Annotated in this window: 15 protein-coding genes; 5 read left to right on the top strand and 10 right to left on the bottom strand. The window is 41.4% G+C overall.

What is annotated here, in order from left to right; genetic code table 11:
- Positions 1-174 precede the first annotated feature (174 nt).
- Positions 175-894, top strand: a complete 720-nt coding sequence (locus V5804_RS08810; protein WP_369591015.1) for a hypothetical protein — start codon at positions 175-177, stop codon at positions 892-894.
- Positions 895-1,270: 376 nt separating this feature from the next.
- On the opposite strand, the gene V5804_RS08805 is transcribed toward V5804_RS08810, so the two are convergent.
- From V5804_RS08805 to V5804_RS08790, 4 genes are all read right to left on the bottom strand, one after another.
- Positions 1,271-1,708, bottom strand: a complete 438-nt coding sequence (locus V5804_RS08805; RefSeq protein ID WP_369591014.1) for a VOC family protein — start codon at positions 1,706-1,708, stop codon at positions 1,271-1,273.
- A gap of 73 nt (positions 1,709-1,781) precedes the next feature.
- Positions 1,782-2,225, bottom strand: a complete 444-nt coding sequence (locus tag V5804_RS08800) for a DUF1569 domain-containing protein (protein WP_369591013.1) — start codon at positions 2,223-2,225, stop codon at positions 1,782-1,784.
- Between the two features lie 332 nt (positions 2,226-2,557).
- Positions 2,558-2,797, bottom strand: a complete 240-nt coding sequence (locus tag V5804_RS08795; protein ID WP_369591123.1) for a type II toxin-antitoxin system RelE/ParE family toxin — start codon at positions 2,795-2,797, stop codon at positions 2,558-2,560.
- A gap of 58 nt (positions 2,798-2,855) precedes the next feature.
- Entirely contained in the window at positions 2,856-3,098 is a 243-nt protein-coding gene (locus V5804_RS08790; RefSeq protein ID WP_369591012.1) for a type II toxin-antitoxin system ParD family antitoxin, read from the bottom strand.
- Between the two features lie 314 nt (positions 3,099-3,412).
- Between V5804_RS08790 and V5804_RS08785 the strand changes: the two genes are divergently transcribed.
- Positions 3,413-4,009, top strand: coding sequence for an FMN-dependent NADH-azoreductase (locus V5804_RS08785; RefSeq protein ID WP_369591011.1), 597 nt, complete (start codon positions 3,413-3,415; stop codon positions 4,007-4,009).
- 151 nt (positions 4,010-4,160) lie between these two features.
- Here the strand turns inward: V5804_RS08785 and can are convergent, their stop codons facing one another.
- Together can and V5804_RS08775 are read right to left on the bottom strand one after the other, a co-directional pair.
- Positions 4,161-4,823 (bottom strand): carbonate dehydratase, encoded by a 663-nt coding sequence (can, locus tag V5804_RS08780; RefSeq protein WP_369591010.1) that lies wholly within the window; start codon positions 4,821-4,823, stop codon positions 4,161-4,163.
- A 33-nt stretch (positions 4,824-4,856) separates the two neighbouring features.
- Positions 4,857-5,615, bottom strand: coding sequence for a YoaK family protein (locus tag V5804_RS08775; protein WP_369591009.1), 759 nt, complete (start codon positions 5,613-5,615; stop codon positions 4,857-4,859).
- A 631-nt stretch (positions 5,616-6,246) separates the two neighbouring features.
- Here V5804_RS08775 and lpxK point away from each other — a divergent pair.
- The 3 genes from lpxK to V5804_RS08760 are packed head-to-tail and all read left to right on the top strand — an operon-like array spanning position 6,247 to position 10,221.
- Positions 6,247-7,323, top strand: a complete 1,077-nt coding sequence (gene lpxK, locus V5804_RS08770) for a tetraacyldisaccharide 4'-kinase (RefSeq protein WP_369591008.1) — start codon at positions 6,247-6,249, stop codon at positions 7,321-7,323.
- On the top strand, positions 7,274-8,089 hold the full coding sequence (locus tag V5804_RS08765; RefSeq protein ID WP_369591007.1) for a purine-nucleoside phosphorylase: 816 nt from the start codon (positions 7,274-7,276) through the stop codon (positions 8,087-8,089). Before lpxK ends, V5804_RS08765 begins: the two co-directional genes overlap by 50 nt.
- On the top strand, positions 8,086-10,221 hold the full coding sequence (locus V5804_RS08760; RefSeq protein ID WP_369591006.1) for a putative porin: 2,136 nt from the start codon (positions 8,086-8,088) through the stop codon (positions 10,219-10,221). Before V5804_RS08765 ends, V5804_RS08760 begins: the two co-directional genes overlap by 4 nt.
- A gap of 359 nt (positions 10,222-10,580) precedes the next feature.
- On the opposite strand, the gene V5804_RS08755 is transcribed toward V5804_RS08760, so the two are convergent.
- From V5804_RS08755 to V5804_RS08740, 4 genes are all read right to left on the bottom strand, one after another.
- The gene (locus V5804_RS08755; RefSeq protein ID WP_369591005.1) at positions 10,581-11,495 is read right to left on the bottom strand and encodes a DJ-1/PfpI family protein; all 915 of its coding nucleotides are present in this window, start codon (positions 11,493-11,495) and stop codon (positions 10,581-10,583) included.
- Between the two features lie 8 nt (positions 11,496-11,503).
- Positions 11,504-13,852: a TonB-dependent receptor gene (locus V5804_RS08750; protein ID WP_369591004.1), complete on the bottom strand. Its 2,349-nt coding sequence runs from the start codon at positions 13,850-13,852 to the stop codon at positions 11,504-11,506.
- A 128-nt stretch (positions 13,853-13,980) separates the two neighbouring features.
- The gene (locus V5804_RS08745; protein WP_369591003.1) at positions 13,981-14,199 is read right to left on the bottom strand and encodes a hypothetical protein; all 219 of its coding nucleotides are present in this window, start codon (positions 14,197-14,199) and stop codon (positions 13,981-13,983) included.
- A 690-nt stretch (positions 14,200-14,889) separates the two neighbouring features.
- The gene (locus V5804_RS08740) at positions 14,890-16,848 is read right to left on the bottom strand and encodes a KUP/HAK/KT family potassium transporter (protein ID WP_369591002.1); all 1,959 of its coding nucleotides are present in this window, start codon (positions 16,846-16,848) and stop codon (positions 14,890-14,892) included.
- Positions 16,849-16,897 lie beyond the last annotated feature (49 nt).

The following is a 16,897-nucleotide window of genomic DNA, read 5'->3' as shown; positions in this document are numbered from 1 at the left end:
GGGCTATGCTTCTTTTACCCTATAAAAATTGGTGCCTGTACCAGCCTGGACAAATCAAAAACCAGGCAATGTCAATTTTTAGGCGGTAAAAGAAGCATGGTGCAAAGCATAAAAGAATAAGTTTAAACAAGTTCAATAATTAGATTTTATATCTGAACAAAGCAATTAAGTGTAATGGAGCTGGAAGCATTTTACAAAGATCAATATGATAAAACACTCGACCGAAAGAACGAAATTAATACTTCCCTATCCACGCCAATCGGTATTTTAACGGCCTTAATAGCAGGGCTTTATTTTGCTACCACCAATTTTGATTTTGCCGACAGTAAATACCTTTCCATTGCCTTTATCATTATCGGCTTATTCTCAGTATTCCTGTTGGGTCGTTCAATATATCATTTGATAAGGGCTTTCTCCGATTTTCATGACGGATATGATTATGCTTACCTTAATGATACAGATGTTTTAGACAATTATTATAAAGGGTTGGTTATTTTTTATCATTCACAGCCAAATGCTGCCTTAACTGATAGTACAAGCAAAGCAAAAAAAGAATTTGATGATTATTTATTGAATGAATTTATTAAAAGTGCGGGCATCAATCAGAAAAATAATAAGTCAAAGACTTTTCAACGTTTTCAATGTCATCAACATATGATTTATGCCTTAATTGCATTAAGTTTGTTAATCATTCCGTTTGGCATTGATTTTGAAATTGGCAAAGGGAAAGATAAAGTTCAAAAGATAAAAATAGATTCTGTTATACCGATTGACTTAAATCTGAAATATAAAGACACAACAACGCGTTTAAATATAAAACCAATATCCGATGGCAAACGAAACCGTAAAAAAACCAGCACCACCGCCAACGCAAATGATAAGAGAAGGCGTTAATCCAAATACTTCAAAACCTGCTACTACCGATAAGAAAAAATAGTAGGTTTTTATATATTGTAACCGTTAATTCCACTGGTTGCACTTGTAATATAGTTTCTTGCTTATAAATAAGTTTCGTTTAAAACGATCAAAGAAACGGTGGATTACCGGTACCCGTTTTTGGATAGGGAATTGTAAAATTTGAAAAGTCTGGCTTTAGGGCCAGACTTTCTTGTTTAATATTGAGTTTGAGCAGGAGTTTACTGATCGAAGTTTTGTTGATTATAGTAAACAAGATCATAGATCCAAAGCTCAAAGAACCTAATTACAAATCGAACTCTTCAAGCCATTCCGCCAGCCTATTGCCAATACAATGTTCATTGTTTTTCTTCGGTTAAATTTGCCCTTTATAATTTGGATCAAAATCTATCATCCATTCAATTCCATATTTATCTCTAAAACAACCAAAATACGAACCCCATGGACTGTCTCCAATTGGTCCTTCAATTTGTCCGCCTGCAGAAAGCCCATTGTATAATTTATCGGCTTCTTCACGGCTTTCTGCACTAATTGCTATTTTAGACCTGTTTTCGTTTTCATTTGTTTTTCCCATACTTTCCGGAACGTCATTGGCCATTAAAATATTTTTGCCGATAGGCAAAGCAATGTGCATTATTTTGTTTGCATCATTTTCTGCTACCGGAAATTCAGGGCTTGACAGGTCTTTGAAACGCATAACTTTTGCGAACTCACCGCCAAAAACTGATTTGTAAAAATTGAATGCTTCTTCGGCGTTTCCGTTGAAGTTAAGGTGGGGATTGATTAGTGCCATAAATTTTATTTTTAAAGTGTTTTTTTTTCTTATTCCAAATGCCTGAGTGCAGGGTGTCGCAATACAATAACGCCTAACTATTAAATTGCAGAAGGTGATGGTCGGTATGCTTATAAACCATATACCCAATTTGTTCTTTTGTCATTTTTCCAAAAAAAGGATGTACAAAGTCAGGGTTTGAAAAATGTTCATATTCATCAATTTTGGCAACCCATGCTGCTTTTTGGATTGAAACATTTCCGTTTCCACTTATTTTAAGTTCAGGGATGGTGGGCGTGTTTCGTTGCAAGGGTTTTTCATCTTTCAGAATATTTTTCAAAGCCATTTTACCAAACAAGCGGCCAATAAATGCACGTTTGTACTTTTCCTTACCTAATATCATTTCTTCCCACAAGGTGCAATGTTTCAGCATTTGGTAAATATTCATTTTGCCCCATTGCGCCGTGCTGTTTTCATTAAGCGTATTGATCCTGTTGATTAATTCATCCCTTGTTGTTTTGTCGAATATTGTTTTCATATTTCTACCGCTTATCAAAACAAAATTATGGTATAAAGACTAACAAAGACAGGTTCTGTTATGACAATTTAAGGGGGCAAATGCGACAAAGGATAAATTATCTCGTTAGGTGCGGGTTGTAAACAGGTTTTTTTATTTGGGGGAAAAACCAATCCGCCGATGCTTCTTTTATCGGATAAAAATTAGCGGATAGCTGTTGGCTTGGATTTGCAATAGTTGCAAATTTCGCTGCTTGGGGTTATAATCTAATCCTTTGAGCGGTGGGTTTTTCAATCCCAATTCCTAACTAATTTGAACGTAAAGTATGGCAAATTAACCTCAATCTGTTAATTTTATTCACTAAGCCTGTTTTCAATATCCATTCTTTCATGCAAAATTCTGATTATTTCAACAATGTCATCACCGCATTTTCTGTAAAATACCAGATTTGATTTTACTTTCGTTGCCCGAGAACCGTGTTTTATACTTTCCATGGATTTGCCTGTTTCAAAATGTTTAGCAATATATTCAAACTCGTTAATCAATAGATTATAATAGCGGTCAGCTTGTTTCTGAGACCATGTTTCAAAAATATATAACCATATATTTTAAGGTCTTTTACCGCTTTTGCACTTATGCGATAGCCGCTTTTCATAAGTGCTTATGATGTAAATCCTGTAAGTGTTTTTTAGGATTAAAGCCTTCAATGATTGCACTGTTTTCTCCTGTTTCCAATTCTTTTTTCAGTTGTTTTATTTTCTGTTCTTCCAATTCAAGTAACCGCAAAGCAGTCCTGATAACTTCACTCGTAAAACTATATCTTCCGGAAGCTATTTTAGTATTTATAAATTCCTCAAAATAACTGCCTAATAATTTCGAAGTGTTTTTTGCCATTTTTAAATTGCTCTATTTAAAAATACCAAAGATTGGTACAAATAAAAAATTTGTTTTATAGTATTGTTTATGCCAGGTTTTTAAAAACAATCAAAGAAACTTTTGTTCCGCCTCTGTCTGTCACCCATGCTTCTTTTACCGGCATAAAATCAGTGTCGGTTTTGTTGATTAAGATTGAACTGTTCTTGCCGGTTTCGGTCAACCATCAGTCATATTGCCGCGATATTAAACCACGCTATCATTCCTTTAAAAAAAACCATATCGTATTACTGATTAATATAATATGTTTGTGAAAACATTAAATGTTGTAACACATGAAAATCTTAAATCTTATTTCAAGCCCGCGCGGTGGCGCTTCTTTTAGCATCAAATTAGCCGATGCCATTATTGAAAAACTACAGGCTGCCAACCCCGGCAGCACGGTAAAAGTACACGATCTGGTAAAAACACCTTTTCCACATTTGGAAGAAGTGCATTTAAACTCTTTTTTTACGCCGAAAGAAAACCACACGCCAGAGATGACGGAAGCTATCAAACATTCGGACCAGGCCATTGCAGAGATAACAGACGCAGATGTAATTGTAATTGGCGTGCCGATGTACAATTTTAGTATCCACTCCACTTTAAAAGCCTGGATTGACCACCTTGCGCGTGCCGGAAAAACTTTTCAATATACCGCAAACGGGCCTGAAGGGTTGGTAAAAAACAAAAAAGTTTACCTGGCCATAGCTACCGGCGGCGTATATTCAGACGGCCCTATGAAGGCGTATGATTTTACAGAACCGTATTTAAGGACAGTTTTAGGCTTTTTAGGCATGACAGATGTAACTGCATTTAGGGTAGAAGGTGTAAACATGCCCGACCTAAAAGACCAGGCACTTGAAAAAGCGATAGCCAGCATTACGGTTTAAATTTAGCTTGCGGTTTATAGTCCCACAATATTAAAAACCGATGCTTCTTTTACCGGCATAAAATCAGTGTTGGCCATACCAGGCAGAGCAGATAACTGCTTCTATCTTGCAAAATAAAAACGCCCGGCAAACAACCGGGCGTTTTCTCATTTTACGCAAACCTGAACACTTCCTCCAGGTTATCGTTGTTGCCCCGGCTTACTTTCAAATCCTTGATCAAACCGGTTTCTAAAGCATAAACCCAGCCGTGGATTTTTAATTGCTGCCCGTTTTTCCAGGCGTTTTGTACAATGGAGGTTTTTGAGATGTTTTCTACGCCTTCTATCACATTAAACTCTACCAAACGGTCGGCACGTTCTTTTTCATCTGCAATGGCATCCAATTCAGTGGCATGCAGGCGGTAAACATCTTTAATGTTGCGCAGCCAGTTGTCTATAATACCAAATTGCTTGTTGGTCATAGAGGCAATAACGCCGCCGCAACCATAATGGCCGGTGATAATCACGTGTTTTACCTGCAAAACATTCACCGCATAATCCAGTACCGAAAGCATGTTCATATCTGTATGCACCACAACGTTGGCGATGTTGCGGTGCACAAATATTTCGCCCGGTTTGGTATTGGTAATCTGGTTGGCCGGCACACGGCTATCGGCACACCCAATCCATAAAACCGGAGGTTTTTGTCCGTTGGCCAGTTTGGTAAAATATTCGGGGTCTTCTTTCAAAGCCCTTCCTACAAATATTTTATTTCCTTCCAGCAAACTTTCATAAGAAATATGGCTTGTATCGTGGATTTGGTTTGACGTACTCATATAATTTTGTTTTTTAAGGTTTTGAATGGATGATTAAATCTGGACAGTTTGCTTTTTTCTAAACGGATAGGACAGAAATTTTAAACTTTTGTGCAAAATCACGCTCGAAATATCGTAGTACAAAATGGTCAGCAAAATAAAAGGGATAAAGTAAAAAATGCGGAAATCGTACCGTTCGAAAAAGTAACCGCCGATTATACCGCCAATTAAGTAAAAGCTCAAAATGGTTAAACGGATCATCAGCTTTTGTTTGATTGCCCCTGCCTGGCCTTTTGCCGCATGAAGGTATTCAGAAAGCTCGCCGCCCAGATCGGTAAAAAGTCCGGTTAAATGTGTTGTTTTGACCAGTCCGCCCGAAATGGTAGAAACCAATCCGTTTTGCAGCCCCATCGAAAACAACATCGTGCCGATAATCAGTTCGCGCTCCAACTGTGTTTCTGTATAATAATTATGCCCGTAAACAGCCACCACAAATAGCACAATAATTTCGATAAAAATAGGTACGGCATGTGCGCGGTAACTGCCCCTTTTATTGTAACTTTTGGTGATGAAATTGGCCGTAAAAGCGCCCAGTAAAAACAGCAGCAGCCATAACGAATAAACCAAAATATCATGGTGTTCTTTGTTTACAATTTTGCGGGCAAGCATGGCCACATGGCCGGTAATGTTGCTGGTAAAAGACAAAAACGCAATTACGCCCGCTACATTGGTCATGCCGGCAACAAACGCCGTAGAAGAAGCCAGCATTAAATTATCTTTAAGCGTGCGCCCTTCCTTTGTTTTTCTTAACATAAAAGAAGTAAAAATAAGATGAATTAAAAACTACTGTTTATTATTTCTGTTGAAACCAGCCTTTTAGCCAGGTTTTCTACAGGTTTTTTCTGCAATAATTAATTCAGGTTAAATTTGGAGGGGGCGCAGGGATGACGGGAAAGTGTGTTTGTTTAAAAAGCGGGACCTGTTGCCCATAAATAAAATAAAGGTGTGGAACGAGCGGAAAAAAATTGCAATGATGAACAAAAGCTTCACTCAAACATTTTTTAAATTTTCCGGTCCGGCATTTTAAATCAACCGAAGCTTCGTCATCTTTTTCCTCTTCGGAATGCAGGGCGGCAGGATTAATTTGTTCAGAAAAATGACTGATAAAAACAGTATTGACAGGGACTGAAGTTTTGATCATCATGGTCAAAACAAAACCTGTGCATACGATAATTTTAAAAGCGCGCCTAAACATTTTCTAATGCCAAAGTAACAAAAAATTAAGAGTTTTAAATTTATAATTCGTAAAAAATGCAGCCGGTAAAAGTTGCGGTAATTTTAATTGTTTTATTTTTGGTTGATAAAAGAAGCATTGGATGAAGGGCCGCCACGAAAAAAACAAGGTAAGTTTTAAGTTGAAATTGAAACTTTGAAGTTAAAACCCATGTCTTATTTCCGTTACCTGCTGCTTCCTTTTTCCTGGGTTTACGACTTGGTGGTCATCGCCCGGAATTATTTTTACGATACCGGGGTTTTCAAAAGCACCAAATTTGATTTGCCCGTAATTGTGATCGGGAACCTGGAAGTTGGCGGCGCCGGCAAAAGCCCGATGACGGAATTTCTCATCCAAACCTTAAAACCGAATTACAAAATTGCCACGTTAAGCCGCGGTTACGGCCGCAAAACCCAAGGCTTTTTTTATGCCGATAAAAACAGTATGGCCGAAACCGTGGGCGATGAACCGCGCCAGTTCAAACAAAAGTTTCCGGATGTTACGGTTGCCGTTTGCGAAAGCCGTGTAGTCGGTGTCGAAAAATTAAAGGACGAACACGATGTAATTTTGCTGGACGATGCCTATCAGCACCGCGCCTTGCAGCCTGGTTTCAGTATTTTATTGTTTGATTATGGAAAGCTCAACCAGCCTCGTTTTTTGCTTCCCGTAGGAAATTACCGCGAACCTTTTTCAGGCAGAAAGCGTGCGGATGTAATCGTGATCAGCAAATGCCCGCCGCAATTATCCGCAGAAAACCAGCAGCAAATCAAACAGCAAATGCTTCTTTTACCGCATCAAAATTTGTTTTTCACCAGCATCGTTTACCAAGGTTTTAAACCTTTTACGCCTTTGGCCGATGCTTCTTTTACCGATCAAAAATCAGTGGTGTTTTTGCTGACGGGAATTGCCAATCCGCAACCGTTGCTGCAACATTTGCGTAAGCAGTTTGAAGCGGTTTATCTGCACAAATATCCGGACCATCATCAGTTTACCATCAAAAATATAAGTAAACTTGTTGCAGATTTTAACAATTGTACCACGGATAAAAAAGTAATCATCACAACAGAAAAAGATGCGCAGCGTTTACAAGAACCTGCTTTGCAAAAAGCACTTGCCGGTTTGCCGGTTTTTGTTGCGCCGATTGGTCTAAATTTTTTAAATAACGAAGCGTCGGCGTTTAAGCAGTTGATAGAAAATTATGTTAGAAAGTATCAGAAAAACAACCGCTTACATACAAAGCCGGATTAATGGTTTCGAGCCGGAAATCGGTATTATTTTGGGCACAGGTTTGGGCGGCTTGGTAAATGAAATGGAAGTGGAAAAACAGTTGATGTACAGCAACATCCCTGATTTTCCGATTTCTACCTTAGAGTTTCATTCGGGCAAACTCATTTTCGGGATGCTGGCCGGCAAAAAAGTGGTGGCCATGCAAGGCCGTTTGCATTATTACGAAGGCTATTCCATGCAGCAAATTACGTTTCCGGTGCGGATTATGAAGATGCTGGGCATCAAAGCTTTGCTAGTTTCCAACGCCAGCGGTGCCTTAAATCCGGCTTATAAAAAAGGCGATCTGATGGTGATTGAAGACCACATCAACCTGCAGCCCGATAACCCGCTGCGCGGAAACAACAACGAGGAACTGGGGCCGCGTTTCCCGGACATGAGCCAGCCTTACCGACAGGACTGGATTGAAAAAGCCTTAAAAATAGCCGGTAAAAACAGCATTGCCTGCCACAAAGGTATTTATGTTTCGGTTACCGGCCCAAACCTGGAAACCCGTGCCGAATACCGTTATTTACGCATTATTGGCGGCGATGCAGTTGGCATGAGCACCGTGCCTGAAGTAATTGTGGCCAACCACATGGGCCTGCCTGTTTTTGCCATTTCCGTGTTGACAGATGAAGGTTTCCCCGATGACCTGAAACCGGTTTCGGTGGATGAAATTATTGCCGTGGCACATGCTGCCGAACCAAAAATGACGTTGATCCTGAAAGAACTGATTGCCGACCTGTGATATTAAAGCCGCTTAAATTTTTATTATTTCTGATTATTTGCCTGTCCGCGCCGTCTGTTTACGCGCAATATGGCCGTACAACCAATTCTAACACCAACACCAATCCGTTTAATCAAAACGATACGACGAAACGAAAGCCCGCAAAGGCTTTGACCGACGACCAGTTGCTGGACACCTTGCGCAAACGCGACGAGCATAAAGGCGATACCGTGATTTTTACCTCCAAATTTATCCGTGTAACCAACGAAAAACTGTTGAACGACAGTACACAGGTTTTGCCGTTGGACACAACTTTGACCAACTTTGAAAACTACAGTTCGTTGTACCAACCGCGCAACCCAAAAATTGGATTGGGGAATTTAGGCTTGGCCGATCGAAGTTTACTTTTTGAACCGGTAAAAAAAGTAGGTTTTGATATTGGCCTACATGCTTTGGATGACTATTTATTGAGGCCGGAAGACATTACATACTACCGCGCCCGCACGCCTTTTACCAATTTATACTATGTAAACGGTGCTTTAAAAGAACAGGTTTTCCGGGTTACGCATACGCAAAATATCAAACCCAACTGGAATATTGGCTTCAATTTTAACCGCATCGGTTCGGTCGGTTTTTATCCAAGGCAAAAAGCAGACCACCTGGAAGCCGCTATTTTTACCTGGTACGAATCAAAAAGCAAACGCTACAATTTGCTGGGCAACCTTAATTTTAACAATTTAAAGATGCCGGAAAACGGTTCCATTTTAAGTGATACCATTTTCAACGGATCTTCGGGCACTACCGGCACAAGTGGTTCGCTGTCTAAAAGTTCGCAGCCCGTAAGGCTCAACAATTCGCGCGATAACTGGCGCAACAACAGCATTTACATCAAGCAGTTTTATTACATCGGCCGCACAGAAGGTTTAAAAACGGGCGCAGGTTCGTCTTCCAGCGTGTTGCCTACGCAGCGTGTTTCGCATACTTTTACTTATAACACGCAGAAGTATACGTATTTGCAGGACGAGGCCGACCAATACCACGTTTTTCCGCTTGCCAGGTACGATTCGCTGTACTCGCGAGATTCCGTCATGGTCAAACATATCCGCAATGATTTTTCTTACAGTTTTTACCTTCGGGGAAATGCCGTTAAATTTGTGCGCAACGAGCTGAAACTGGATTTGGGTTTGGTGCACGATTATTACAACTACAGCCAGTACGTGCGGCAGCCGGGGCAACTGGCCACTTCCAACTACCAGCAATTGGTAAACCACACTTCTTTTCAGGACATCACTTTAAAAGCACGCTTGGGTTATAATTTGAGCAACCGTGCCGCATTGGATGCCAATTTTCAGCAGGTAACTTTGGGCAGGGAGTTTGGCGATTATTTGTACGATGCCAAATTGAACGTTTTGCTGGGCAACAAAATTGGCCGCGTAATTTTGGAAGGCTATACGCAAAGCAATACGGCGCCCATCATTTTTACCAACTGGACTTCCAGCCATTACGATTTCCATAACAGTTTCAGCAAACCAAAAACAACGGGCTTGTCTTTCAATTACCAAAACGACAAGTTGCAGTTTGATGCCAAGGCCGAATACTTTTTGCTGAACAATTACCTGTATTTTCAGGTGCCGCAGGATTCTTTGAACAATAACCCGAAGGCAACGCAAAATAGCGGCGCGATCAGTTTGTTAAAAATCAGCATTGGCAAAAACTTTACCTGGCGCAGCTTGCATTTGGATAATTTCTTTGTTTACCAAAAAACCGATAATGCCAACGTTTTGCGCACGCCCGAATACTACGTTTACAGCAGTTTTTATTACACCAAACGTTTTTTTAACGTGCTGCACACCAATATGGGCTTTGCGGTAAGGTACAATTCAACTTATCTGGCACAAGCTTATGCGCCGGGGATTGGCCAGTTTTACAATACCAATTCAGCAAACAACGTTACGTTCCCAAGTTATCCGGTGGTTGATTTTTTTATCAAAGGCACTTTACGGCGCACCAACTTGTTTTTAAAATACGATTATGCCAACCAGGGCTTGTTTAGCAAAGGGTTTTACACGGTGATTGCCCCCGGCGGCAGGAGCGGCTACCCAATGCAGGACAAGCTTTTGAAATTTGGCGTAAGCTGGAATTTTTATGATTGAGGTGGTTTTTGAATTGTTTCAACCAAAGGAAGAAATAGTTGGCAAATGCTTCTTTTAGCACTATAAAATTGGTATTGGGTTAAATATGATTTAATTTAAAAATCTTTGATTAATGAAAAAGAAAATTAGCAAAAAACAGTAATTTCATATCAAACTTATTCTTTTCTGTTTTACACCATGCTTCTTTTACCCTATAAAAATTGGCGGGCAACCTGATTTGATTTATGTTAGGCCGGTAAAAGCACCAATTTTTATAGGGTAAAAGAAGTATCAGCCAAAAAATACAGGACTGGAAAAGGGTTTAAACATCTTCATTAATACTTGAACTATAGACCCCTCACCCTATTGTTTGTGGCTTCCTATTTGCTGGTGTAAGTTTCGGGATGGTTTACAAAAAGCTTTTTACACCCTGGAGAACAAAACCCGTACAACTTTCCCTTGTAACGGTACGTGATTTTGTTTCCTTTCTTCAACATCATCCCGCAAACAATATCGTTGCCATCTGACGGCAATACTTCATTTTGCTGCGCCTTTTCTTCTGTTGCCGACAGATTGGGATGCGCTTCGGTTATCGTTTTTGCCCCGATGATCATCCCATCGCCCGGTTTCCACTTGTCATATTGCATCAACAGTGTTACAAACAGTGCTTCTTTCAGGCCTTTCAACTTTTCAACCACATATAAAGCGCCATCAATACCGGCCGATACACCAGCCGTGGTAATCACTTTTCCGTCTTCCACAAAACGCACATCTTTGACAAAGCGGGTATTTTTATAGCGCGATTGCAATGTGTCCAGTGCAGCCTGATGCGTAGTGGCCGTTTTATTTTCAAGAATGCCGGCTTTGCCTAATATTTCTGCCCCGGTACAAACCGACATGGTGAGCCGGGTTTTAAGGCTCGCTTTCTTTAGCCAGCTCATGGTATTTTGATTTGTAGTAACCGGCTTAATGGCATCTTCCGGGCCGCCCGGAACCACGATGATATCCGGCTGGGGCGCATTGTCAAGGGTGTAATCCGCGGTTATTTTCAAGGTTCCGTTTTTTGTGGCGATGCTCTTCCCCGCAGTAGAAACCGTATAAACATCAAACCCTTTTGCATTACTAAAAACTTCTGCCGGGCCTGAAAAGTCGAGCAGTTCTACGCCGGGATAAAGCAAAATGGCCACATGAATACCATTTTTTTGAATTGTGGTTTTTTTTGTTTCCGTTTTTTGTTTGCATGAAGCTGCTGTAATAAGCAGCAGGAAAATCAGCAGGTTTTTATAGTTCATCATTTTAACGTTTAAAATTTAGCAATTAAAGTTGTTCCGTAAGTTCTTGGGCTTCCTAAAATGAAAGTGCCAAAAGAGCCGTAAGTGATATACTTTTTATCATTGATGTTTCGCGCCCAAAAATTAAGTTCAAAGTTTTTACTGGTTATCCCTGCTTTGGCATTAAACAAACTGTAGGCAGGCTGGCTCAGGCCGTTAATAAAATCAAAGTAATATTTGTCTAAGTAACGGTATTCGCCCCGGACAAATGCAGCCAACTTTTGTTTGCTTCCCGCAAAACCATAAGTGTACTGGGCGGCAAGCATCGAACTGACCGGTGGCGTATTGATGGGCTGGTCGCCTTTGTAGTTTACCACCGCTTTGGCCTCATTGCTGTACAACAAGAGCGAAGTGTACCGCGCATAGGAATAGCTCGCATTCCAATCAATTTGCAGGCCTTTTACGGGCAGGGCCGTCAGTTCCAGTTCTGCACCTTTGTTGTGCATTTCCCCTACATTTAAGACAAGCTGGTTTACGCCGTCATGGGAAGTGCTGATCTGCTGGTTGTGCTGCTCCAGGTAAAACACCGTCAGGTTCAATTTCAGCTTGTTATCCAAAAACATATTTTTCCACCCGATCTCGTAATTGTCCGAATGCTCCGGCTGATATGGAACCTGAGCGGGATCGGTTGCGTTAGTGTTTAACCCGCCCGCCCGGAAGCCACGTGCATAGCTGCCATAAAGCAGCATGTTGTCCTGTAGTTTGTAGCTTAAAACGAATTTTGGTGTTACGGCGTGAAAGTTGGCCTGGTAATCCTGGTTTGGCGTTTGTATAACCGGCGGGGCAGGGTCTTTCTGGTAGTCGGTGTACTGGCCCAATTTACGGTTTTCATCATCGTAGCGTATGCCTGCTGTAAAATCCAATTTACTTGTAAGCGGATAAGTTGCCTGCCCAAAAAAAGCATAGCCTTTGTTGGTTCCCTGGCTGATGCTGGTCGTGGTAAACGGCGCGCCGGACGTTGGGTCGAGTTGTAAATAGTCGGGCCCGTAATAAACTGGTGAATTAATGTGGTTGTTCTGCGTAAAGCCGTACGCTCCGGCTACCCATTGCAGTTTGCCATGATTTGCGGATGGCGAGGAAAACCGGAGTTCCTGGGCAAAAATATGCTGCCGGGTGTCCGGGCCAACGCTAAGGATATTTAACGGGCTAAAATCATAATCAATACCGCTATCGGGATAATACAGGCGGTAGCCGATGTAAGAAAATACCGAAGTAAAATTAAAACTTTTGCCATAATAGTTGGCGGCAAGAGAGGTGTTGAAATTATTCCGCCGTTCAACATTGGCATTGTTGCTATTGACCTGGTAAGCTTTGGAAAATACCTCGTCATAAGAAGTTACCCAGGGAAAGCTGCCGCGGTCATGGTCATTTTCTGTTTTTACGTTCAGCGCCAACAACCAGTTTGCTGAGGGCAAATAACGTAAATTAAAGTTGCCCGAATAGTCTTCCCGGCGGTCGTAGCCGCTTTTGGTAAACTCGTTATAATAAATCGAACCACGATGGTTATAGGTAAAAGAACCACTGGCAAACAGCTTGTTTTTGACGATCGGTTCCGAAAGGCTGGCCGTATAACGCTGCTGCCCGTAGTTGCCAAATGTGGTTTCTGCATAACCGGTAGGCGTGTTGCCGGGCTGGCGGGTGGTAATGTTTACGACACCTCCATAAGCGTTGCGTCCATACAGCGTGCCTTGCGGGCCGCGCAAAATTTCAATACTTTGGATGTCGTTAAACGTAGGTGGTGCAGAAAAGTAATCAAATTGATAGACACCATCTACATAAGTGGCAACGGCCTGCTCGTTGGAAAAGCCCATCACCCCACGAATGTTAAAGAAATTAGAGCTCGCACTGTTGCCATGTTCAACCACAAATAAACTGGGGGCAATGGCGGTCAGGTTAGTGATGTCCCAAAGGCGGTAATCCCTGATCTGTTTGGCATCCAAAACGGTAACAGCGGCGGGCACTTTTTGCACATCCTGCTGCTGTTTTTCTGCCGACACCACTACTTCGCTTAGTTGCTGTTCTGCAGCTCTGAGCTGAACAACTATGTTTTTGGCCGCTTTATGGCTAAGGTTAACCGTTATAATCTGCGTTGCAAAACCAACCGCACTGATGGACAACTGGTAAATGTCTCGGGCTAAGCTAAAGCTAAACCTGCCCGCTCTGTCAGAGGCAACCGCTTTCGTGCTGTTTAAAACGCTTATGGTAGCCGAAGATACCGGTGCCCCCGCTTGCGTTGTAACGGTTCCTTCTAACACATTAACAGTTTGGGCAGCAGCCGTCAGGCTTAATAATAATATAAAAAAGGTAGATAAAAGTTTCACAAGATTGCTGTAATAGTACCGGCTACCCTGACAGCATTAGCTGCCAGTTGCCGGATACCGGATGAATAATAGCCGCAAGGCAAACAGTAGATGTAACTGCCTGGCAACGACAAATAAAGCAAGAGGGATTAAGCGATCTGCTTAGGTGGCCTGAAAATGGTTTCTGTATAGCGGTTGCTATACAGATAGGTATAACCTGGAAATAAACCAGCATTATTTTCTACCAAGACAGGCGCAGGTAAATCAAATTGAAAAGGTTCCTGGAAAAATGAAATTTCAAGCCGGTTAAGGTTATCTTTTGCAGCTTCTTTTTTTTCGTTTTCTTCTGCCTGTTTAACCTTTTTCATAAAGTAACAGTGCCCGTTGCAGTGCAGCCAGGAACGTGATTTGTTTACGCAAAAGTTTTCGGTAATGTATTTCTGGTTGGCCTTGAACGCTGCAAAGGCAAAGAAGCGCGAAAAGTTGGAACTTATCAGCACGGCAAGCAGGCAGAAAGCGGTTAACCGTTTAAACATTGGCGCAAATGTAATACATAACAGGAAATGACTTGCCTCTAAAATAATTAATTTAAAAAGGAATATTTTTTACCTGATGAACAGACGAGCGTACCACTCCTATTAAAAATATTTAGTAGAAAAATAAAAGTTTAAACAGCCTCATTATCAATATTGGTTACTTGTACAATATTGTATAGATATTAAAAGGATGACTTACGAACAAATCCTTAATGATAAAACGACAAAGGAACAAGCAAGGAACCAAATGATGGCTTGGTATCATCAAAAACAAAAATTTAAACAGTAAGTAAAACCAACTACTATAAACAGGTCTTAAATTTAGACCGATAAAAACAGCATTATATTTTTGCTTTTTCTACTTAATTTTAAAAATATAGAGAACGTAATTTTAGATCGGATGATTGCTAAATTGCGATGCTTCTTTTACCACTATAAAATTGGTGTCCGGTTATCTGTCAAAAAATATCCAATACCAATTTTATAGTGGTAAAAGAAGCATCGGCCATAAACTTTCTGCGGTTATTGAACCCTTTGCAGTTTAACCTTATCGGTAGAAGTGTAAACCAGCGGGTATTTTTCGAAAACCACATTGCTGGGGTCTAAACCAAAGTTTACATCTTCGCGCACGCCCACGGATTTGAGGTTGTAATAACTGTTGATGAACAGGTTTTGCCAAAACGGCAACTGGTTGTCAAACGATAAATAGGAGTTGACTACCACAAACTTGTAGCCGCCGATCGGGTTCCTTTCAAACTTAATTTCCTCGCAGTCATCGCGTTTCAGTTCTCCGGTTTCCATCAGTTCTTTCACTATTTTTCTGAAAAACAAATCCAATTTTGGTTCAACCCTGAAACCCAGCCTAAAAGTAACATGATAAGCATCGTTTTTGGAAAGTTTATGCACTTCGTATTGTAAAGTGTAAGGGTCGTCGGTGATATTTACATAAAAAAACCAATACACATCGGCCCGTTTTAAAGGCGAAGTGAAGATGGAATTTAAGGTTTTATTCTCGATCCTTCCTTTTTGCGACGAAAACGTAAAGTAAATAAGATGGGTGGAATAGGTATCAATGGTGGTGCTATGGCTGAGTTCGACCAGTTTTTCCAAATTTTCCGGCTCCCATTCGCTGTACGTGATCAATTTGTTCTGCGTGATCCTGCCGCGCCGCCAAATCAGCATAATGGTGGCAATGGCACTTCCCATCAGCAGCATGATCCAGCCGCCTTCGGCAATTTTTTTAAGGTTGGCAATTAAAAAGGAACTTTCAACCACTAAAAACATGAGCGTGGTAGGTATGATGGCCGCCAAAGACCACCTGCGCGACAGCATGTAAAGTGTGATCAGGAAAGTGGTGGAAAGCATGGTCAGCGTTACCGAAAGCCCAAAAGCGGCTTCCATTTTGGTTGATTCTTTAAAATAAAGCACTACGCCGATGCAGGCAACCATTAACGACCAGTTGAAAAAAGGGATGTACAACTGCCCTTTGATGGCACTGGGGAAAATGATTTTGTGCCGCGGCCAAAGCCCCAAATGGATGGCTTCGTTGGCCAAAGTAAAGCAACCGCTGATGAGCGCCTGGCTGGCAATAATGGTTGCAAAAGTGGAAAGCACAACGGCCGGAATATAAATAGGCAAAGGCACAATGTTAAAAAAAGGGCTTAAACTGTTTGCTTTGCCGGCGCTTAAAAGCCAGGCCGTTTGCCCGGCATACGAAAGGATGAGCGAGGTTTGGATAAAAATCCAGCTTACGCGGATGTTGTTTCGGCCTACGTGGCCCATATCGCTGTACAAAGCTTCGGCACCGGTAGTGCACAGAAATATGCCGCCAAGCAGCCAAAAACCTTTTGGGTAATGCACCAACAGGTCAATGCCATACATTGGGTTTACTGCTTTTAGCACACTAAAATTTTTGCTTAATGCCAGCAAACCCATCACACCGATAAAACTGAACCAAAGCACCATCACCGGCCCAAATATTTTGCCTATTTTTTGTGTCCCAAATTGCTGGATCACAAAGAGGAAGATCAGGATGGCAATGATGATCGGGATCGTATCCATGTGCGGATAAAATAACCGAAGCCCTTCAATTGCCGATGCTACCGAAATAGGCGGCGTGATAATACCATCGGCCACCAAAAACGAACCGCCCAAAATGGCCAGGATCACAGCCCATTTGCCATAATAACGTTTTATCAAGGCATAAAGCGAAAAAATCCCGCCTTCGCCGTGGTTGTCGGCTTGTAAAGTAATCAAAATGTATTTGATGGTGGTTTGCAAGGTCAGCGTCCAGATTACGCAGCTCAAAACGCCCAGTGCTTTTGTTGGGTTGATGATTTCGCCGGGTTCAAAAATAGCGGTGTAGGTGTATAAAGGGGAAGTGCCAATGTCGCCGAAAACAATGCCGGTCGCAATTAATAAACCGGCAACTTTTACTTGCGATTGAAATTGCTGAACGTTGGTGTGGGCTGCCGTTTCCATAAAGTTCCTTGCTTAAAACATTTAACGTTCAACAAAAAATTTTGGCAAC

This window comes from Mucilaginibacter sp., from assembly GCF_041088075.1.
In the GTDB taxonomy this organism is placed as follows: domain Bacteria; phylum Bacteroidota; class Bacteroidia; order Sphingobacteriales; family Sphingobacteriaceae; genus Mucilaginibacter_A.
This window is presented reverse-complemented; position numbering and strand designations above follow the sequence as displayed.